The sequence below is a fragment of the Phytopseudomonas straminea genome (assembly GCF_900112645.1).
In the GTDB taxonomy this organism is placed as follows: Bacteria; Pseudomonadota; Gammaproteobacteria; order Pseudomonadales; family Pseudomonadaceae; genus Aquipseudomonas; species Aquipseudomonas straminea.
The window spans coordinates 60,335-78,951 of sequence record NZ_FOMO01000004.1 but is presented as its reverse complement, the minus strand read 5'-3'; the positions used below and the strand labels follow the sequence as shown (position 1 = coordinate 78,951).

Here is an 18,617-nt window from a genome sequence, read left to right as displayed (position 1 = left end):
GGGGGCCCGCCCGCTCCCACAGGTTATGCCTAATGCCCGAGCCAGTAGCCTGTTACAGCGGAAATATCCACGGCACCATCACCACGCTGACGATCATCACTAGAATGGTGAACGGCACGCCGATACGCACGAAATCCCCGAAGCGATACTGACCAGGCCCCAGCACCAGGGTGTTCACCGGCGAGGAAATCGGTGTCATGAACGCTGCCGAGGCGGCGAGGGCGACGGTCATGGCGAACGGCAGTGGCGATACGCCCAGCGCCTGGGCGGTAGCTATGGCCACTGGCGCCATCAGCACGGCGGTCGCGGTGTTGGAGATGAACAGGCCGATCAGTGCGGTAACCGCGAACAGACTGGCGAGGATCACCCGTGGCCCGGCATTGCCGAGGGCGCCGACCAGACCGTTCACCGCCAGGTCGATGCCGCCGGTTTTCTGCAGGGCGAGGGCGAACGGCAGCATGCCGACGATCAGGATCAGGCTCGGCCAGTGGATGGAACGGTAGGCGCTGGGCATGTCGATACAACGGAAGGCGCCCATCAGCAGGCAACCGATCAGCGCGGCCATGACGTTGGGAACCAGGCCACTGATCATCAGCCCGACCATCACCGCGAGGCTCAGCAGGGCATAGGGCGCCTTGCGCGCGGCGGGCGCCACCTCGTCGACCTCGGCGGGCAGGCTGAGCACCAGAAAATCACGGTTGAGGCTCTGCAGGTGATGGATCTGCTTCCAGCTACCGGCCACCAGCAGGGTGTCGGCGTGGGTCAGTTTTTCGTCCACCAGCAGGCCTTCCAGCGCCTGGCCGTGACGACGCAGGCCGACCACGTTGAGCTTGTAGCGACTGCGCAGGCCCAGTTCCTGAATGCTCTTGCCCGGTAGGTGCGACTCCGGCGGCAGGGCCACTTCGGCAAGGCCCAGCTCGTGGGAGTGCACGCTGTAGTAGGAGTTACGCAGCGGCAGCGCTTCCAGGCCCAGTTCCTGATAGGCGCCGAGCACCGCAATGGCCGGGCTGGCCAGGTCGACCAGCAGGACGTCGCCGGGCAGCAGTTGGGTGTTGCCGGTGGCCATCAGCAACAGGGTGCGGAACTGCCGCTGGCGCTCCACGGCGATCACGTTGATGCCGTAGTGCGAACGCAGTTGCAGCTCGTCCAGCGCCTGGTTGGCCAGCGGCGAGTCGGCGCGCACCCGCAGGCGGCGCTCGCGTTCGTTGAGGCGATAACTGTCGGCCAGATCGGCGAGCGTCAGGCGTGGCGGCGCGCAGGCGTCGCTATCGATGTCTCGCTGCAGCCAGCGCCGCGTGGCGAGCATGTAGAACACGCCAAGCACCAGCACGGCGAGGCCGATGGGCGTGAAGCTGAAGAAACTGAAACCTGGCAGTCCAGCCCGCAGCAGCTCGCTGTGCACCACCATGTTCGGCGGCGTGGCTACTAGGGTCAGCATGCCGCTGATCAGGCTAGCGAAGGCCAGGGGCATCATCAATCGGCCCGGCGCGATCTTCAGCCGCGCCGCCACGCCAAGTACCACCGGAATGAAGATCGCCACCACGCCGGTGGAACTCATCACCGAGCCCAGCCCGGCCACGGCCACCATCAGCAGGATCAGCAAGCGGCTTTCGCTGCTGCCGGCCTTGGTCACCAGCCAGTCGCCGAGGCGATAGACGATGCCGGTACGCACCAGACCCTCGCCGATCACGAACAGTGCGGCGATCAGGATCACGCTGGGGTCGGCGAAGCCGGCCAGGGTTTCCTGAATGGTCAGCACGCCGGTCAGTGGCAGGGCGACGAGGATCATCAAGGCCACCACGTCCATGCGCGGTTTGTTGATGACGAACAGCACCACGGCCGTGAACAGCAGGCCGAGCACCATCAGCAGGTCGAGGTTCATTTGTGCTCCTTGCCGGGGAGGTTTCAGAGCCTGTTCAACGGCTCGCGAGCTGGAACGATGCAAGGCCTAGGCGGCCCCACAAAGGCAGTGTCGACGTGCAGCAGCCTTCGAGCAGGTTCTCAGGGATAGCCCAGCACCGTCTTGATCTGCTGCAGGTTGGCTGCAATCCAGCGCTTGTCGATGGCGCCCCAGTCGCGGATCACGTAACTGCCGGCATTGTTGCGCTCGCCATCCTGTTGCTGGAATTCGCAGCGGATATCCAGCTCCTCCAGGGCGCTCAGGGTGTCCTGGGCGGTGCGCCGGGGCATGCCGGTGGCGGCCATCAGGGCGGGCACGTTATCGGCGCTGCCGCTGTCGATCAGCCAGGCCACGTAGAGGCGGCGGTAGAAGCTGGTCTTGGTCTTGCTCACGTCCATTTGCATCGTCCGATCGTGTGAAGAGTCGAGAGCATACTGCCTGATGCGACACGGCATGCCCATAAACGAAAACGGCCCGCCGGGTCGTTACCGCGGCGGGCCGTTTTTTCAGCGCAATGGTTTACAGGCTGGCGATCTTGCCGCGCTGTTCCAGCAGATTGGCAAGGGCCTGCTCGGCCTCGGCCAGCTTGGCGCGTTCCTTCTCGAGCACTTCGGCCGGTGCCTTGGCGACGAAGCCTTCGTTGGCCAGCTTGCCGCCAACCCGCTTGGCTTCGCCTTCCAGGCGCTGGATTTCCTTGTCCAGGCGCGCCAGCTCGGCTTCCTTGTCGATCAGGCCGGCCATGGGCACCAGCACCTGCATGTCGCCGACCAGGGCGGTAGCGGACATCGGCGCTTGCTCGCCGGCAGCGAGCACCTTCACCGACTCGAACTTGGCCAGCTTGTTGAGCAGCGGGGCGTTGTCGTTGAGGCGGCGCAGGTCTTCGGCATTGGCGTTGGCGAGGATGACGTCGATACGCTTGGCCATGGAGATCTTCATCTCGCCACGGATCTGCCGTACGCCGAGCATCAGTTGCTTGACCCACTCGATGTCGCCCTCGGCCGCCGCATCGATGCGGCTTTCGTTGGCCACCGGCCAGGGTTGCAGCATCAGCGTTTCGCCGCTGACGCCGGCCTGGCCCTTGATACGCTGCCAGATCTCTTCGGTGATGAACGGCATGAACGGGTGAGCCAGACGCAGGATCACTTCCAGCACACGCACCAGCGTGCGGCGGGTGCCGCGCTGGCGCTCGATGGGGGCATACTCGTCCCACAGCACCGGCTTGACCAGTTCCAAGTACCAGGCGCAGTACTCGTCCCAGACGAATTCGTACAGGGCCTGGGTGGCCAGGTCGAAGCGGAAGGCGTCGAGGTGTCGGGTCACGTCCTGCTCGCAACGCTGCAGCGCGGAGATGATCCAGCGATCGACCGGCGACAGATCGACTTGTTCACCATTCACACCGGTGTCCTGGCCATCGGTGTTCTCGATGACGAAGTTGGCGGCGTTCCACAGCTTGTTGCAGAAGTTGCGATAGCCCTCGACGCGGCCCATGTCGAACTTCACGTCGCGGCCGGTGGTGGCCAGCGAACAGAAGGTGAAACGCAGGGCGTCGGTGCCGTAGCTGGCGATGCCTTCCGGGAATTCGGCCTTGGTCTGCTTGGCGATCTTCTCGGCGAGCTTGGGCTGCATCATGCCGCTGGTGCGTTTGGCCAGCAGGGTTTCCAGGTCGATGCCGTCGACGATGTCCAGCGGGTCGAGCACGTTGCCCTTGGACTTGGACATCTTCTGGCCCTGGCCGTCGCGCACCAGGCCGTGCACGTAGACGGTCTTGAACGGGATCTGTCCGGTCAGGTGGGTGGACATCATGATCATCCGGGCGACCCAGAAGAAGATGATGTCGAAACCGGTGACCAGCACGTCGGTGGGGTGGAAGGTCTTCAGGAACTCGGTCTGCTCGGGCCAGCCGAGGGTCGAGAAGGTCCACAGACCGGAGCTGAACCAGGTATCCAGGACGTCATCGTCCTGGCGCAGGGCGATATCGCCCAGGCTGTGCTTGGCACGCACTTCGGCTTCGTCGCGGCCCACGTAGACGTTGCCGGCTTCGTCGTACCAGGCCGGAATGCGGTGGCCCCACCACAGCTGACGGCTGATGCACCAGTCCTGGATGTCGCGCATCCAGCTGAAGTACATGTTTTCGTACTGCTTGGGCACGAACTGGATTTCGCCGCTCTCGACCACCGCGATGGCCTTTTCGGCCAGCGGTTTGGTGGAGACGTACCACTGATCGGTCAGCCATGGCTCGATGACGGTGCCGGAGCGGTCGCCCTTGGGCACCTTCAGGGCATGGTCATCGATCTTGTCCAGCAGGCCCAGGGTGTCGATGTCGGCGACGATGCGCTTGCGTGCCTCGAAGCGATCCAGGCCGGCGTAGGCAGCGGGCAGGCTGGCGTCGAGCAGGGCGTTGACGCTGCCGTCGAGGTTGAAGATCTGCGCGCCCGGCAGGACGGCGGCGTCCTTGTCGAAGATGTTGATCAGCGGCAGGTTGTGGCGCTTGCCGACTTCGTAGTCGTTGAAGTCGTGGGCCGGGGTGATCTTCACGCAGCCGGTGCCGAACTCCGGGTCGCAATAATCGTCGGCGATGATCGGGATGCGGCGGCCTACCAGTGGCAGCTCGACGTACTGGCCGATCAGCGCCTTGTAGCGTTCGTCTTCCGGGTGCACGGCCACGGCGGCGTCACCGAGCAGGGTTTCCGGGCGGGTGGTGGCGACGATCAGGTAGTCGTTGCCTTCGGCGGTCTTGTTGCCGTCGGCCAACGGGTAGCGCAGGTTCCACAGGTGGCCCTTCTCGTCGTGGTTTTCCACTTCGAGGTCGGAGATCGCAGTGTGGAACTTGGTGTCCCAGTTGACCAGGCGCTTGCCGCGGTAGATCAGGCCGTCCTCGTGCAGACGCACGAAGGCTTCCTTGACCGCTTCGGACAGGCCGTCATCCATGGTGAAGCGCTCGCGCGACCAGTCCACCGAGCTGCCCAGGCGGCGGATCTGCCGGGTGATGGTGCCACCGGACTCGTTCTTCCATTCCCAGACCTTGCCTAAGAACTTCTCGCGGCCCAGATCGTGGCGGTCGATGCCTTGGGCGGCCAGTTGACGCTCCACCACCATCTGGGTGGCGATACCGGCGTGGTCGGTACCCGGCTGCCACAGGGTGTTGCGGCCCTGCATGCGGCGGAAACGGATCAGCGCGTCCATGATCGCGTTGTTGAAACCGTGGCCCATGTGCAGGCTGCCGGTGACGTTCGGCGGCGGGATCATGATGGTGTAGGGCTCACCCGAACCCTGCGGAGCGAAGTAGCCCTTCGCCTCCCAGTTTTCGTACAGGGCGGTTTCGATGGCGTGGGGCTGGTAGGTCTTGTCCATGCGCGGCGGGACCCTTCTGGCGTCTGATCGGAAAAGCCGAGCAGTATAACCAACCGCCGCGCAGTTTTCTTCCGCTCTCGCGGCTATCGGTCGAGCGGGAAAACGCTGTCAGGGCAGGGGGAGGGTCAGCGACGTGGAGGCAGCAGGCGGTTGAGACGTGCCTGCAAGCGGCGCTTGAGTTCGGCCTCGATCTGCGGCACGAAGTCGTCGATCACATCCTGCAGCAGCAGTTGTGCCGCGGCGCGCAGCTCGGTGTCCAGGCGATTGATCTCGTTGTCACGGCCAATGGCGCGTTGCACGGTCTGGCGCAGCTCGTCCTCGGAAGCGATGCCGGCGGCGCTGACCGGAACGGCGGGTTGCGCGGCGAGAACCGGTTCGGGGGCGCGTACCACGTCGGAGAGTACGGGGATGTCGTCCGGGTCGAACTTGTCAGTGAGTAGCGGCGGGTCGAGGTCGTCATCGAGCAGTTCGCGAATCGATTCGAGATCGCTGAGCAGGGCGCCGGGTTTGTGGGGAGGGTTCAGGTTGTCCATGGCAGGGGTCTACAGTTCGACACGTTTGGGATCATAGCCGCGCTGCCGGTAACTGCGGAAATTCTCCCGGCAGGCGGTCAGCAGGTCGGGTTCCTGGTTGACGATCTCGATCACCCGGCTGAAACGGTCGATATGCGGGCTGAGCGTGCTGCTGAGGTTGATCAGCACTGCTTGCTGCGCCGCGGGCTCTTCGTCCAGGCCGATCACCACCGGTCCGTGCGGATCATCCTGATGCAGGCCGTGGGGGATGAAGCTTTCCTGGCGGGCTCGCCAGAGCAGCTCGTCGAGTTCGTTGCATTGCGCGCTGTCGCGACCGCGCAGGAACACCGGCAAGCCGGCTCGCCAGGCTTTGCCGGCAAGCTGGCAGGCAGCGCGCAGGCGTTCGGCTGGGGTGGCCGACGACAGTACGTAGAATTCGATTCGGGGCATGGCGGCAAGTGTCGGGCTTCAAGCGGCAAGCTTCAAGCGAAAAGCACGGTGGGCAGTATTGTCGTGTGGTGAAGAGGGCGGCCAGGGCGGCCGCTCTCACATCGCTGGTGGTCAGGCCTGTACGCGGTCGAGCAGGTACTGAGTCAGCAATGGCACCGGGCGGCCAGTGGCGCCCTTGTCCTTGCCGCCGCTGATCCAGGCGGTGCCGGCGATATCCAGGTGCGCCCACTTGTAGGCCTTGGTGAAGCGCGACAGGAAGCAGCCGGCGGTGATGGTGCCGGCTTTCGGCCCGCCTATGTTGGCGATGTCGGCGAACGGGCTGTCCAGTTGCTCCTGGTATTCATCGTACAGCGGCAGTTGCCAGGCGCGGTCGTCGGCCTGGCGGCCGGCGGCGAGGATCTGGTTGACCAGTTCGTCGTCGTTGCCCATCAGGCCCGAGACGTTGCTGCCCAGGGCGACGATGCAGGCGCCAGTAAGGGTGGCGATGTCGATCACCGATTGCGGCTTGAAGCGCTCGGCGTAGGTCAGGGTGTCGCACAGCACCAGGCGGCCTTCGGCGTCGGTGTTGAGGATTTCCACGGTCTGGCCGCTCATGGTGGTGACGATGTCGCCCGGGCGGGTGGCGCCGCCGCTCGGCATGTTCTCCGCGCAGGCCAGCAGGCACACCAGGTTGATCGGCAGTTGCAGTTCGAGCACGGCGCGCAGGGTGCCGAACACGCTGGCAGCGCCGCCCATGTCGTACTTCATTTCATCCATGCCGGCGGCCGGCTTGATGCTGATGCCGCCGGTGTCGAAGGTAATGCCTTTACCGACGAGGGCGTGGGGCTTCTGGCCTTTCTTGCCGCCGTTGTACTGCATAACGATCATGCGCGGCGGCTGCTCGCTGCCCTGGCCGACGGCCAGGAAGGCGCCGGCGCCGAGGGCCTGCAGTTTCTTCTCGTCGAGGATTTCGACCTTGAGGTTCTTGTGCGCCTTGCCCAGTTCCTTGGCCTGCTCGGCGAGGTAGCTGGGGTGGCAGATGTTCGGCGGCAGGTTGCCCAGATCCTTGGTCAGCGCCATGCCGACGGCGATGGCGCGCGCTTCGCGGGTGGCGCGCTCGACGGCGGCGGTGTCGGCCTTGTCGGTGATCAGGGTGATCTTCTTCAGAGCGCCGGGCGTGGCCTTCTGGCTCTTGAAACGGTCGAACTGATAGCCGGCATCGACCAGACTTTCGACAATGAGGCGGGCTTTGCCGTAAGCATCGCGACCCTTTACCTGCAAATCCTGCAGGGCCAGCAGCGCATCGCTGCCGCCCAGGGTTTTCAGCACGCCATAAACAGAGGCGATCAATTTGCGCAGTTGGCGGTCAGACAGTTCGGCGTCTTTACCGGTGCCCACCAGCAGTACGCGCTCGGCCTTGAGGTTGGCTACACCGTGAACCAGCAGGGTCTGGCCAGGCTTGCCGGCCAGGTCGCCGCGCTTGAGCAGGGCAGCAATAGCGCCGCCGCTGGCTGCGTCCACGGCCTTGGCGGTAGCGGCGAGTTTGCCGCCTTCACCAACAGGGATGATCAGAGTGGCGGTTTTCAGTGTTTCCGGGCGAGCGCTTTTGACGAGAAATTCCATGCGTGGTGTCCCCAAGACAACGAGTCGCGAATTCAGGATAATGACGACAAATTTTTCGGCCGGTTCGCTTGAAAGTGCGCGCCAGCATGCAGTTCGGCTAGTTTGAGCACAGCCGCCTGAGCCTGACAACCCTGGAGTGTCTGTTTGATCGTCTTCCGATATTTGTCCCGAGAGGTTCTGGTTACCCTGAGTGCGGTGAGCGCCGTACTGCTGGTAATCATCATGAGTGGCCGCTTCATCAAGTACCTGGCCCAGGCGGCCCAAGGTGTACTCGATCCGAGCGTGCTGTTTTTGATCATGGGCTTTCGCTTGCCCGGTTTCCTGCAGCTGATCCTGCCGCTGGGCCTGTTCCTGGGCTTTTTGCTGGCGTATGGACGGCTGTACCTGGACAGCGAGATGACCGTGCTGTCGGCCACCGGCATGAGCCAGCAGCGGCTGTTTCTCTACAGCCTGGCGCCGGCCACCGTGGTGGCCCTGCTGGTGGCGTGGCTGAGCATGGGTCTGGCGCCTCAAGGCGTGACCCAGGTGGCGAAGATCCTCAATCAGCAGGACGCTTTGACCGAGTTCGATACCCTGGTGCCCGGGCGCTTCCAGTCTATGCGCAACGGCTCGCGGGTCACCTACACCCGTGAGCTGTCGGACGATCGCACCGAATTGGGCGGCATCTTCATTTCCGACAAGCGCGTGTCCCGCGAAGGCGACAAGGATCGCGGCATTAGCGTGCTGGTCGCCGAGAGTGGCCGCCAGGAAGTGCAGCCCGACGGCAGCCGCTACCTGATTCTGGAGAACGGTTACCGCTATGACGGCAATCCGGGCCAGGCCGATTACCGGGTGATCCAGTACGACACCTACGGTGTGCTGCTGCCCAAACCTTCGGTGGCGGCGGACATCAGCGAGCGCGAGGCGATTCCGACCTCGCAGCTGTTCGGCAGCGACGAGCCGCGCATGCAGTCCGAGCTGCAATGGCGTCTGTCCATTCCGCTGCTGGTGTTCATCGTCACCCTGATGGCCGTGCCGCTGTCGCGGGTCAATCCGCGCCAGGGTCGCTTCCTCAAGCTGTTGCCGGCGATTCTCTTGTACATGACTTACCTGGGGCTGCTGGTGGCCGCGCGCAGCGCCTTGGATAAGGGGCGTATTTCGCCCTACATCGGGCTGTGGGGCGTGCACCTGCTGTTCCTGCTGGTTGGCCTGGCGCTGCTTTATTGGGAGCCGCTGCGTCTGAAGTTGGTTAGCCGTCGGGAGAATGCGCGTGTCTAAGCTGGATCGTTACATCGGCGTACAGGTGCTGTTCGCTATTCTGGCTGTGCTCGGCATCATCGTTGGCCTGGCCCTGCTGTTCGCGCTCATCGACGAGTTGGGCGATATCGAAGGCAACTACGGCATCGGTGATGCGCTGTGGTACGTATTCCTGACCGCACCGCGGCGCATTTACGACATGCTGCCGATGGCGGCGCTGGTGGGCTGCCTGATCGGTCTGGGTACCCTGGCCAGCAACAGCGAGCTGACCATCATGCGTGCGGCCGGTGTGTCTATCGGGCGCATCGTCTGGGGCGTGATGAAGCCGATGCTGGCGCTGATGCTGGTCGGCATCCTGATCGGCGAGTACGTGGCGCCCTGGACCGAAAACCAGGCCCAGGCAAGCCGTGCCATGGCTCAGGGTGGTGGCGAGGCGCAGACCGCCAAGCGCGGCATGTGGCACCGCCAGGGCCAGGAGTTCGTGCATATCAACGCCGTGCAGCCAAGCGGTGTGCTGTTCGGGGTGACCCGTTATCGCTTCGATGGCGAGCGCCGTCTGGAAGCTTCCAGCTTCGCGCGCCGGGCCACCTACGAAGGCAACTATTGGGAACTGGAGGATGTGACGACCACGTTGTTCCATGATCGTCGCACCGAGGTCGTCAAGGCGCCGACCGAGCGCTGGGATATCCAGCTCAGCCCGCAGCTGCTCGGCACCGTAGTGCTGGAGCCCGAGGCACTGTCCATTACCGGCTTGTGGAGCTATATCCACTATCTGAAGGAGCAGGGGCTGAACAACAGCAATTACTGGCTGGCGTTCTGGACGAAGGTGTTGCAGCCGCTGGTCACCGCCGCACTGGTGCTGATGGCGATTTCCTTCATCTTCGGCCCGCTGCGTTCGGTCACCCTCGGCCAGCGCGTGTTCACTGGTGTGTTGGTGGGCTTCGTGTTCCGCATCGCTCAGGATCTGCTGGGGCCATCGAGTCAGGTCTTCGGCTTCTCGCCGCTGCTGGCCGTGCTGATCCCGGCGAGCATCTGTGCTATCGCCGGGCTCTGGCTGCTACGCCGGGCTGGCTGATCGACGCGTGCCCTTTCCTTTAATGGGAGAGGGCACGCCGTTTCATTTCTTCTTCAAGCTTCCAGCGCTCTTCATTTGCGATGCGCCTGCTTGGGCAGGCGCACGATGATGCTGTTCGAGTACAGGTCGTGCCAGCTGCGCTTGCGCTTGTCGATCAGCACCCATAGAAAGCCCAGTCCCAGCGCCAGCCAGGACGCCATCGCGACCAGGAAACGCATCAGCGCCTGCCAGAGACTGATCGCTGTGCCGTCCGCGTTCTGGACGCGAATGCCCCACACCTGCATGCCCAGGGTCTGACCGCCGTGGGTCCAGAACTTGGCGAAGAAGCCGAACAGGCTCAGCAATAGCAGGCTGGAAAGCAGCGGGTCATGATCCAGGGCGCCGGCGTCGGCCCATTGCCGCAACTGCGCTTCGCCATAGATGGCCATCTGAATCAGCTTGTAGACAAAACCCACGACGATCAGCAGGGCGATGCACAGAAAGCTGTCATATAGCATGGCGGCCAGGCGCCGGCCGAGGCCTGCCGAAGGGAAATCGCCCTGGGGGCGCAGTGCGTGGTTGGGCATTGTCGGGATTCGCGTGGATGACAGTTAAAGCACGGATGCTAAGTTGCAGGCATAAAAAAACCCCTGACGTGAGTCAGGGGTTTTTTAGAGCAGCGGCTTATTCCTGGATTTGAACCTGGTCAGCCTGCATGCCTTTTTGACCTTGTACAGCAACGAAGCTAACTTTCTGGCCTTCTTTCAGGCTCTTGAAGCCGTTACCTTCGATAGCGCGGAAATGTACGAACAGATCCGGACCGCTTTCTGGAGTGATAAAACCAAAACCTTTCTCGTCGTTAAACCACTTGACGGTACCGTTCTGACGATTCGACATGTCTCTTATCCTTGGAACTTGAGTTGATGACAGCCTCCATGTGTAGAGGACTGAAGACTGGTTGCAAGGAGTGATGGAAGTCGAACGGGATGTAGCGGATCTAGGGCGATCTACTGCATCAGGTCACGATTCTCGGCGACCCATGCAAACACAGTGGCTGAACTCTACGCTAACTTTTGCGCAAATGCCAACCCTTCGGGCACGCGAAAACCCACGTAATTTACGTGAGTGTTTGGTGCAGATTCAGATGGGTTTTTATAATGGCTCAAGCAAGTGCATCGAGGCGACACACGGCACTGTTTCAGTGCGAACTGTCAAAAACTGGCAACAGTTGAAGGATATATGGTGCCCCGGGGGAGACTCGAACTCCCACTTCTTTCGAAAACGGATTTTGAATCCGCCGCGTCTACCGGTTCCGCCACCGGGGCACAATGGCGGCGCAGTATAGGGAGCAAGATGCCATTGGTCAATGCGCTCGCGTGGTCACTTGCAGGGAATTCCGGTAAGCTGCTCCGCCCTGCAGTACGACACACTTCCGATCATGCGCGTTGCCGACTTTCATTTCGACCTGCCTGACGAGCGGATCGCCCGTCACCCCCTTGCCGAGCGTCGTGCCAGCCGACTGCTGATCCTCGATGGCGCCAGTGGTGCGCTGGCTCACCGGCAGTTCGCTGACCTGCTCGAATACCTGCGTCCCGGCGACCTGATGGTGTTCAACAACACCCGGGTGATCCCGGCACGTCTGTTCGGGCAGAAGGCTACTGGCGGCAAGCTGGAGATCCTGGTCGAGCGCGTGCTCGACGAGCACCGCGTGCTGGCCCATATCCGTTCGAGCAAGTCGCCGAAGCCGGGTTCGCTGATCGATATCGATGGCGGCGCCCAGGCGCAGATGCTGGCCCGTCACGATGCGTTGTTCGAGCTGCGTTTCGAGGAGCCGGTGCTGCCGCTGCTCGAGCGTGTCGGGCACATGCCGTTGCCTCCTTATATAGACAGGCCGGATGACGCCGCCGACCGCGAGCGTTATCAGACCGTCTATGCGCAGAAAGCCGGTGCCGTCGCAGCGCCCACGGCGGGGCTGCATTTCGATGACGAGCTGCTGGCTGCGCTGCGCGAGAAAGGCGTCGAGAGCGCCTTCGTCACCCTGCATGTGGGCGCGGGTACCTTCCAGCCGGTGCGCGTGGAGCGTATCGAAGATCACCATATGCACAGCGAGTGGCTGGAGGTCAGCCAGGACGTGGTCGACGCCGTTGAGGCCTGTCGCGCCCGTGGCGGTAGGGTGGTGGCGGTGGGTACCACCAGCGTCCGCTCCCTGGAAAGCGCTGCCCGCGATGGCGAGCTCAAGCCCTTCAGTGGCGATACCGACATCTTCATCTACCCGGGTCGGCCCTTCCATGTGGTCGACGCCCTGGTCACCAATTTTCACCTGCCGGAATCGACCCTGCTGATGCTGGTGTCCGCATTCGCCGGCTACCCCGAAACCATGGCGGCCTATGCCGAGGCCGTGGCCGAGGGTTATCGCTTCTTCAGTTACGGTGACGCCATGTTCATCACCCGCAATCCCGCCGCGCGCGGGCCCGAGGTTTCAGTATGACGCGCAGCTGCCGCATGTCCTTCGAACTGCTCGCCACCGACGGCAAGGCCCGTCGCGGCCGCCTGACATTTCCGCGCGGCGTGGTGGAAACCCCGGCGTTCATGCCGGTGGGCACCTATGGCACGGTCAAGGGCATGCTGCCGCGCGATATCGAAGCCATCGGCGCGCAGATCATTCTTGGCAACACCTTCCACCTGTGGTTGCGTCCGGGCACCGAGGTGATCAAACGCCACGGCGACCTGCACGATTTCATGCAGTGGCAGGGGCCGATCCTCACCGATTCCGGTGGTTTTCAGGTGTTCAGCCTGGGTGCGATGCGCAAGATCAAGGAGGAGGGCGTGACCTTTGCTTCGCCGGTCGACGGCTCCAAGGTGTTCATGGGGCCGGAGGAGTCGATGCAGGTGCAGCGTGATCTGGGCTCGGACATCGTGATGATCTTCGACGAGTGCACGCCTTATCCGGCCGAGTTCGACGTGGCCAAGACCTCCATGGAGCTTTCGCTGCGCTGGGCCAAGCGGTCCAAGATCGCCCATGGCGAAAGTACCGCGGCGCTGTTCGGTATCGTCCAGGGCGGCATGCACGAGTCGCTGCGCATGCGCTCGCTGGAAGGCCTGAGCGAGCTGGAGTTCGATGGTCTGGCCATCGGCGGTCTGTCGGTGGGTGAGCCGAAGGAAGAAATGATCAAGGTGCTCGACTACTTGCCAGGGCAGATGCCGGGTGACAAGCCGCGTTATCTGATGGGCGTCGGCAAGCCCGAAGACCTGGTCGAAGGCGTACGTCGTGGCGTCGACATGTTTGACTGCGTGATGCCGACCCGCAATGCGCGCAACGGACACCTGTTCGTCGACACCGGCGTGCTGAAAATCCGCAACGCCTTCCACCGTCACGACGACTCGCCGCTGGATCCGACCTGCGACTGTTACACCTGCAAACACTTCTCGCGTGCCTATCTGCACCATTTGGATAAGTGCGGCGAAATGCTCGGCAGCATGTTGAATACAATCCACAACTTGCGCCATTACCAGCGCCTCATGGCTGGTTTGCGCGAGGCAATTCAACAGGGTACATTGGCCGCCTTTGTCGATGCCTTCTACGCCCGGCGCGGCCTGCCAACGCCGCCGCTGGACTGACTTTCGATGGCCAAAAGATCTTTCAACAGGAGTGTCAAATGAGCTTTTTTATTCCCGCTGCCTACGCTGATGCCGCTGGCCCTGCTGCCGGCCCAGCTGGCACCGGTTTCGAGTGGATCTTCCTGATCGGCTTTCTGGTCATCTTCTACCTGATGATCTGGCGCCCTCAGGCCAAGCGCGCCAAGGAGCACAAGAACCTGCTCGGCAATCTGCAGAAGGGTGACGAAGTGGTAACCAGCGGCGGCATCGCCGGCAAGGTTTCCAAGGTCAGCGACGACTTCGTGGTCATCGAAGTGTCCGACACCGTCGAGCTGAAGATCCAGAAAGCAGCCGTTGCGGCAACTCTGCCGAAAGGCACGCTGAAAGCCATCTAATTCCTCTGTTCCAGTTTCATCCATCCCGCGGGGCGCATATTGCGCCCCGCGTCATAAGCGGGCGGCGTCATTCATGCTCAACAAATACCCTTTGTGGAAGTACCTGCTGATCGCAGCTGTGCTGATCGTCAGTCTGATTTATTCCGCACCCAACCTTTACCCCGATGACCCGGCGATCCAGATCAGCGGGGCCAGTTCGGCGCAGACCATCACCGAGGCTGACCTCGACCGCGTCAGCAAGGCGCTGACCGAGGCGGGTCTTGAGGTCAAGGCGGCGAGCGTTGGCGAGCACGGCCGTAGCGGTCTGATTCGCCTGGTCAGCCAGGGCGATCAGCTGCCGGCCAAGGATGTCGTGCGCAAGGTACTGGGCGACAACTTCGTGGTAGCCCTGAACCTGGCCCAGACCACTCCCGAGTGGCTGCGCAAGGTTGGCGCCAGCCCGATGAAACTCGGTCTCGATCTCTCCGGCGGTGTGCACTTCCTGCTCGAAGTCGACATGGACAAGGCCCTGGAAGTCCGTCGCCAAGTCTACGAGGGTGAGATCAAGAGCCTGCTGCGCAAGGAACGTGTGCGTTATCGCAGCATGCCGCAGCAAGGTGGCGCCATTCAGCTGGGCTTCGCTGATGCCGACACCCTGGCCAAGGCCGAACAGCTGATCCGCAAGGATTACAAGGATTTCAACCTCGAGGCGCAGGAGCGTGGCGGCCAGCAAGTGCTGCGCGTGACCATGACGCCGGCCAAGATCGCCGAAATCCGCGAATATTCGATCCGCCAGAACCTGACTACGGTGCGCAACCGGGTCAACGAGCTGGGCGTCGCCGAGCCGCTGGTGCAGCGCCAGGGCGCGAACCGCATCGTGGTCGAGCTGCCGGGCGTGCAGGACACCGCCGAAGCCAAGCGTATTCTCGGCAAGACCGCCAACCTGGAATTTCGTCTGGCGGCCGACCCGAATGCGCCGCGCGGCACCACCGAGCAGTTCGGCTTCCGCGAGGAAGGTCGCCCGCCGGTTCAGCTCGAACGTGAGCTGATCATCACCGGTGACCAGGTTACCGATGCTCAGGCAAGTTTTGACGAGAACGGCCGTCCGCAGGTCAACATCCGTCTGGATGGCCATGGCGGTGATCTGATGAACCGCGCTACCCGCAGCAACGTGGGTCGCAGCATGGCGGTGATCTTCATCGAACAACGCCCGCTGACCCGCTACGTGAAGCAGATGGTCGACGGCGTCGAGAAGGAAGTGCAGGTCGACTCCTTCAAGGAAGAGAAGCAGATCATCAGCCTGGCAACCATTCAGTCGCCGCTGGGCAGTCAATTCCGCATCACCGGCCTGAACGGACAGGGTGAGTCCTCCGAGTTGGCGCTGCTGCTGCGTGCCGGTGGTCTGGCCGCACCAATGTACTTCGCCGAAGAGCGCACCATCGGTCCGAGCCTGGGTGCCGAGAACATCGTCAAGGGCATCGAGTCCACCGAGTGGGCGATGATCTTCGTGTCGCTGTTCATGATCTGCATCTACCGCTTCTTCGGCTTCCTGGCCACCATCGCCCTGGCGTTCAACTTGACCCTGCTGGTCGGTCTGATGTCGGTGATCGGTGCCACCCTGACCCTGCCGGGTATCGCCGGTATCGTGCTGACGCTGGGTATGGCGGTCGACGCTAACGTACTGATCTACTCGCGTATTCGCGAGGAGCTCAATAATGGACTGTCGGTACAGCGCGCCATCCACGAAGGCTTCGACCGTGCCTACACCGCGATTCTCGACAGTAACCTGACCACGCTGCTGGTCGGTGCGATCCTGTTCGGGTTGGGGACCGGGCCGATCAAGGGCTTCGCCGTCACGCTGTCGATCGGGATCATCACCTCGATGTTCACCGCGATCATGTTCACCCGAGGCATGGTTAACCTGATCTTCGGTGGCCGTAACTTCAAGAAACTGTGGATTTGAGGTGAAGGCTATGAAACTTCCATCCCGCATTCCGTTCATGGCAATACGCAACGTCGCGTTCGCCATCACCGTGGTTATCAGCCTTATTGGCCTGGGTAGCCTGTTCAAGCATGGCCTCAACTTTGGCCTGGATTTCACCGGCGGTACGCTGATCGAGCTGACTTACGAGAAGCCGGCCGATCTGGAGCTGATCAAGCGCGAGCTGGGTCAGGCCGGTTATGCCGACGCCGTGGTGCAGAGTTTCGGCTCCACCACTGACGTGCTGGTTCGTCTGGCCGGCGACTCGCCCGATCTGGGCAATCAGGTCGCTGGCGCGCTGCGCAATATCGATACCGAGACTTCTTTCGAGGTCAAGCGCGTCGAGTTCGTCGGTCCGCAAGTGGGCGAGGAGCTGCGTGACCAGGGTGGCCTGGCCATGCTGCTGGCCCTGGGCGGCATCCTGCTGTACCTGGCGTTCCGCTTTCAGTGGAAATTCGGCGTTGGCGCCATTGCCTCGCTGGCTCACGACGTGATCGTCACCCTCGGCATCCTGGCGTTCTTCCAGGTGCCGTTCGACCTGACGGTGATGGCGGCAGTGCTGGCGATGCTGGGTTACTCGCTGAACGACACCATCATCATCTACGATCGCATTCGCGAGAACTTCCGGATGCTGCGCAAGGCCGACATCATCGAGAATATCGACGTATCGGTCACCCAGACCCTGTTGCGTACCATCGCGACCTCCACCTCGACCGCCATGGCACTTGTCGCCCTGCTGGTTTTCGGTGGTGACAGTCTGGCCGGCTTCGCGCTGACCCTGCTGATCGGTGTCGTGGTCGGTACTTATTCCTCGGTCTACATCAGCGCCCCGGTGCTGATCTGGCTGAAGCTGACCTCAGAGGATCTGATTCCGCCTGCAGCCACTGCAGAAGGTGTGGATGAGCGCCCTTAAGGCGTGATGCGTTTACCATTTCACGCCGCATAAAACGGGCGACAAGGGAACTTGTCGCCCGTTTTGCATTTCCAAGGCTGGGAGTAGGGCGCATACAGGCGCCGAAGTTGTGATCAGGAGAATCGCATGAACAAGTCATTGTTGGTTGGTGCTGTGCTGGGTGCCGTCGGTGTCACTGCTGGCGGCGCTGTGGCGACCTACAGCATGGTGAGCGCGCCCAAGTACGCCGAGGTTCTGGCAGTCAAGCCGGTGACCGAGACCATCAAGACCCCGCGTGAAGAATGCCGCGATGTAGCCGTGACCCGTCAGCGTCCGGTGCAGGATCAGCATCAGATCGCCGGTACCGCTATCGGCGCCGTGGTGGGTGGCCTGCTGGGCAACCAGGTAGGTGGCGGTAACGGCAAGAAGATCGCCACCGTGGCGGGTGCAGTGGGCGGCGGTTACGCTGGCAACAAGGTGCAGGAAGGTATGCAGGCACGTGATACCTACACCACCACCGAAACCCGCTGCAAAACCGTCAACGACACCAGTGAGAAGATCGTTGGCTATGACGTGAAATACGACCTGGACGGCAAGATCGGCCGGGTGCGCATGGATGAAGAGCCGGGCAGCAAGATCCCGGTTCGCGACGGCAAGCTGGTGCTGGCGGATTCCGATTCGGAAGAATAATCCGGTTGTCGTGATGTAGAGAAGGCGCTCCCAGGAGCGCCTTTTTCTTGGGTAATAAAAAACCGGCTTTCGGCCGGTTTTTTTTAGGTCCAACTCGCTAGAGTTCGATAGCTCAGCGTTTCATGGATGCCGACAGGTGCGGCTGAATCGCGGTCAGCACGGCCTTGAAGCACTTGGTGTTACCGGCAACGATCTGGCCCTTCTCGAGGAATTCGTGGCCACCGCTGAAGTCGCTGACCAAGCCGCCCGCTTCCTGGATCAGCAGGGCGCCGGCAGCCATGTCCCACTCGGACAGGCCGAATTCCCAGAAAGCATCGAAGCGGCCGGCAGCCACATAGGCCAGGTCGAGGCTGGCAGCGCCGGCGCGGCGTACGCCGGCGGTCTGGCCGACCAGGCTACGGAACATGCCCAGGTAGTTCTCGAGGTTATCGAGCTGGTCGTTGCGGAACGGGAAGCCGGTGCCGAGGAGGGCGCCGTCCAGGCTCTTGCGGTTACTAACGCGCAGGCGACGGCCGTTCAGCGCAGCGCCGCGGCCGCGGCTGGCGGTGAATTCTTCCTGGCGAACCGGATCGATTATCACGGCGTGCTCCAGACGGCCGCGGTATTTGCAGGCCAGGCTGACGGCGAAATGCGGAACGCCGCGCACGAAGTTGGTGGTGCCATCGAGCGGGTCGATGATCCACTGATAGTCGGCGCCTTCGCCGCTGCCTTCGAGCAGGCCGCCTTCCTCACCGAGGAAGCTGTGGGTCGGGTAGGCCTTGCGCAGGGCCTGGACGATCATCAACTCGGCCGAGCGGTCGATCTCGGTCACGTAGTCCTTGGCGTCCTTTTCATCTACGGAGATGACGTCCAGGCGTTCGATTGAGCGGAAGATCATTTCACCGGCGCTACGGGCTGCGCGCAGCGCGATGTTCAGCATGGGCTGCATGGAAGTTCACCTGGGGTCGTAATAAAGCCGGCCATTCTAGCAGAAAAGCC

The 18,617-nt window shown here is 62.6% G+C and carries 17 protein-coding genes and 1 tRNA gene; 8 read left to right on the top strand and 10 right to left on the bottom strand.

Translation table 11 applies throughout. The annotated features are described in order from the left end of the window. Positions 1-52: 52 nt before the first annotated feature. From BM279_RS10875 to BM279_RS10850, 6 genes are all read right to left on the bottom strand, one after another. On the bottom strand, positions 53-1,882 hold the full coding sequence (locus BM279_RS10875) for an SLC13 family permease (RefSeq protein WP_093503634.1): 1,830 nt from the start codon (positions 1,880-1,882) through the stop codon (positions 53-55). 119 nt (positions 1,883-2,001) lie between these two features. Continuing rightward, positions 2,002-2,298: a winged helix-turn-helix domain-containing protein gene (locus tag BM279_RS10870; RefSeq protein ID WP_093504260.1), complete on the bottom strand. Its 297-nt coding sequence runs from the start codon at positions 2,296-2,298 to the stop codon at positions 2,002-2,004. A gap of 121 nt (positions 2,299-2,419) precedes the next feature. After that, the gene (locus tag BM279_RS10865) at positions 2,420-5,251 is read right to left on the bottom strand and encodes a valine--tRNA ligase (RefSeq protein ID WP_093503632.1); all 2,832 of its coding nucleotides are present in this window, start codon (positions 5,249-5,251) and stop codon (positions 2,420-2,422) included. A gap of 125 nt (positions 5,252-5,376) precedes the next feature. Then, a complete protein-coding gene (locus BM279_RS10860) occupies positions 5,377-5,784 on the bottom strand; it encodes a DNA polymerase III subunit chi (protein WP_075935462.1) in 408 nt (135 codons plus the stop codon). A 9-nt stretch (positions 5,785-5,793) separates the two neighbouring features. Further along, the gene (locus BM279_RS10855) at positions 5,794-6,213 is read right to left on the bottom strand and encodes a DNA polymerase III subunit chi (protein WP_075931330.1); all 420 of its coding nucleotides are present in this window, start codon (positions 6,211-6,213) and stop codon (positions 5,794-5,796) included. 111 nt (positions 6,214-6,324) lie between these two features. Then, positions 6,325-7,815: a leucyl aminopeptidase gene (locus tag BM279_RS10850; RefSeq protein ID WP_093503630.1), complete on the bottom strand. Its 1,491-nt coding sequence runs from the start codon at positions 7,813-7,815 to the stop codon at positions 6,325-6,327. A gap of 144 nt (positions 7,816-7,959) precedes the next feature. Here BM279_RS10850 and lptF point away from each other — a divergent pair, with 144 nt between their 5' ends. Next, positions 7,960-9,072 carry an LPS export ABC transporter permease LptF gene (lptF, locus tag BM279_RS10845; protein WP_093503628.1) on the top strand — a complete coding sequence of 371 codons (1,113 nt, stop codon included), beginning with the start codon at positions 7,960-7,962 and terminating at the stop codon, positions 9,070-9,072. Then, on the top strand, positions 9,065-10,126 hold the full coding sequence (lptG, locus tag BM279_RS10840) for an LPS export ABC transporter permease LptG (protein WP_093504258.1): 1,062 nt from the start codon (positions 9,065-9,067) through the stop codon (positions 10,124-10,126). The genes lptF and lptG overlap by 8 nt, the downstream gene beginning before the upstream one ends. A 71-nt stretch (positions 10,127-10,197) precedes the next feature. Here lptG and BM279_RS10835 read toward each other — a convergent pair whose 3' ends face one another. The 3 genes from BM279_RS10835 to BM279_RS10825 all read right to left on the bottom strand — a co-directional run bounded on the left by BM279_RS10835 (position 10,198) and on the right by BM279_RS10825 (position 11,430). Beyond that, complete coding sequence (locus tag BM279_RS10835) at positions 10,198-10,692, bottom strand: RDD family protein (protein WP_093503626.1); 495 nt, start codon at positions 10,690-10,692, stop codon at positions 10,198-10,200. 97 nt (positions 10,693-10,789) lie between these two features. Further along, complete coding sequence (locus BM279_RS10830) at positions 10,790-11,002, bottom strand: cold-shock protein (protein ID WP_003284681.1); 213 nt, start codon at positions 11,000-11,002, stop codon at positions 10,790-10,792. A 343-nt stretch (positions 11,003-11,345) separates the two neighbouring features. Next, positions 11,346-11,430: transfer RNA gene (locus BM279_RS10825), tRNA-Leu, on the bottom strand. A 113-nt stretch (positions 11,431-11,543) separates the two neighbouring features. Here BM279_RS10825 and queA point away from each other — a divergent pair. The 6 genes from queA (at position 11,544) to BM279_RS10795 (ending at position 17,639) form a co-directional block, all read left to right on the top strand. Beyond that, positions 11,544-12,593: a tRNA preQ1(34) S-adenosylmethionine ribosyltransferase-isomerase QueA gene (gene queA / locus BM279_RS10820; RefSeq protein WP_093504256.1), complete on the top strand. Its 1,050-nt coding sequence runs from the start codon at positions 11,544-11,546 to the stop codon at positions 12,591-12,593. Positions 12,594-12,607: 14 nt separating this feature from the next. Beyond that, positions 12,608-13,723, top strand: a complete 1,116-nt coding sequence (tgt, locus tag BM279_RS10815) for a tRNA guanosine(34) transglycosylase Tgt (RefSeq protein WP_208604535.1) — start codon at positions 12,608-12,610, stop codon at positions 13,721-13,723. Between the two features lie 38 nt (positions 13,724-13,761). Continuing rightward, positions 13,762-14,097 (top strand): preprotein translocase subunit YajC, encoded by a 336-nt coding sequence (gene yajC, locus BM279_RS10810; protein WP_070887893.1) that lies wholly within the window; start codon positions 13,762-13,764, stop codon positions 14,095-14,097. A 73-nt stretch (positions 14,098-14,170) separates the two neighbouring features. After that, on the top strand, positions 14,171-16,039 hold the full coding sequence (gene secD / locus BM279_RS10805; protein WP_093503622.1) for a protein translocase subunit SecD: 1,869 nt from the start codon (positions 14,171-14,173) through the stop codon (positions 16,037-16,039). A 10-nt stretch (positions 16,040-16,049) separates the two neighbouring features. After that, a complete protein-coding gene (gene secF / locus BM279_RS10800) occupies positions 16,050-16,970 on the top strand; it encodes a protein translocase subunit SecF (RefSeq protein WP_093503620.1) in 921 nt (306 codons plus the stop codon). A gap of 126 nt (positions 16,971-17,096) precedes the next feature. Further along, positions 17,097-17,639, top strand: a complete 543-nt coding sequence (locus BM279_RS10795; RefSeq protein WP_093503618.1) for a glycine zipper 2TM domain-containing protein — start codon at positions 17,097-17,099, stop codon at positions 17,637-17,639. 112 nt (positions 17,640-17,751) lie between these two features. Here the strand turns inward: BM279_RS10795 and suhB are convergent, their stop codons facing one another. Continuing rightward, positions 17,752-18,567: a type III secretion system regulator SuhB gene (gene suhB / locus BM279_RS10790; protein WP_093503616.1), complete on the bottom strand. Its 816-nt coding sequence runs from the start codon at positions 18,565-18,567 to the stop codon at positions 17,752-17,754. Positions 18,568-18,617 lie beyond the last annotated feature (50 nt).

Bases quoted from the DNA above. Each gene is read 5' to 3' on its own strand.
- BM279_RS10875 (WP_093503634.1), bottom strand. From the start codon at position 1,882: ATGAACCTCGACCTGCTGATGGTGCTCGGCCTGCTGTTCACGGCCGTG.
- BM279_RS10870 (WP_093504260.1), bottom strand. From the start codon at position 2,298: ATGGACGTGAGCAAGACCAAGACCAGCTTCTACCGCCGCCTCTACGTG.
- BM279_RS10865 (WP_093503632.1), bottom strand. From the start codon at position 5,251: ATGGACAAGACCTACCAGCCCCACGCCATCGAAACCGCCCTGTACGAA.
- BM279_RS10860 (WP_075935462.1), bottom strand. From the start codon at position 5,784: ATGGACAACCTGAACCCTCCCCACAAACCCGGCGCCCTGCTCAGCGAT.
- BM279_RS10855 (WP_075931330.1), bottom strand. From the start codon at position 6,213: ATGCCCCGAATCGAATTCTACGTACTGTCGTCGGCCACCCCAGCCGAA.
- BM279_RS10850 (WP_093503630.1), bottom strand. From the start codon at position 7,815: ATGGAATTTCTCGTCAAAAGCGCTCGCCCGGAAACACTGAAAACCGCC.
- BM279_RS10835 (WP_093503626.1), bottom strand. From the start codon at position 10,692: ATGCCCAACCACGCACTGCGCCCCCAGGGCGATTTCCCTTCGGCAGGC.
- BM279_RS10830 (WP_003284681.1), bottom strand. From the start codon at position 11,002: ATGTCGAATCGTCAGAACGGTACCGTCAAGTGGTTTAACGACGAGAAA.
- queA (WP_093504256.1), top strand. From the start codon at position 11,544: ATGCGCGTTGCCGACTTTCATTTCGACCTGCCTGACGAGCGGATCGCC.
- tgt (WP_208604535.1), top strand. From the start codon at position 12,608: ATGTCCTTCGAACTGCTCGCCACCGACGGCAAGGCCCGTCGCGGCCGC.
- yajC (WP_070887893.1), top strand. From the start codon at position 13,762: ATGAGCTTTTTTATTCCCGCTGCCTACGCTGATGCCGCTGGCCCTGCT.
- secD (WP_093503622.1), top strand. From the start codon at position 14,171: ATGCTCAACAAATACCCTTTGTGGAAGTACCTGCTGATCGCAGCTGTG.
- secF (WP_093503620.1), top strand. From the start codon at position 16,050: ATGAAACTTCCATCCCGCATTCCGTTCATGGCAATACGCAACGTCGCG.
- BM279_RS10795 (WP_093503618.1), top strand. From the start codon at position 17,097: ATGAACAAGTCATTGTTGGTTGGTGCTGTGCTGGGTGCCGTCGGTGTC.
- suhB (WP_093503616.1), bottom strand. From the start codon at position 18,567: ATGCAGCCCATGCTGAACATCGCGCTGCGCGCAGCCCGTAGCGCCGGT.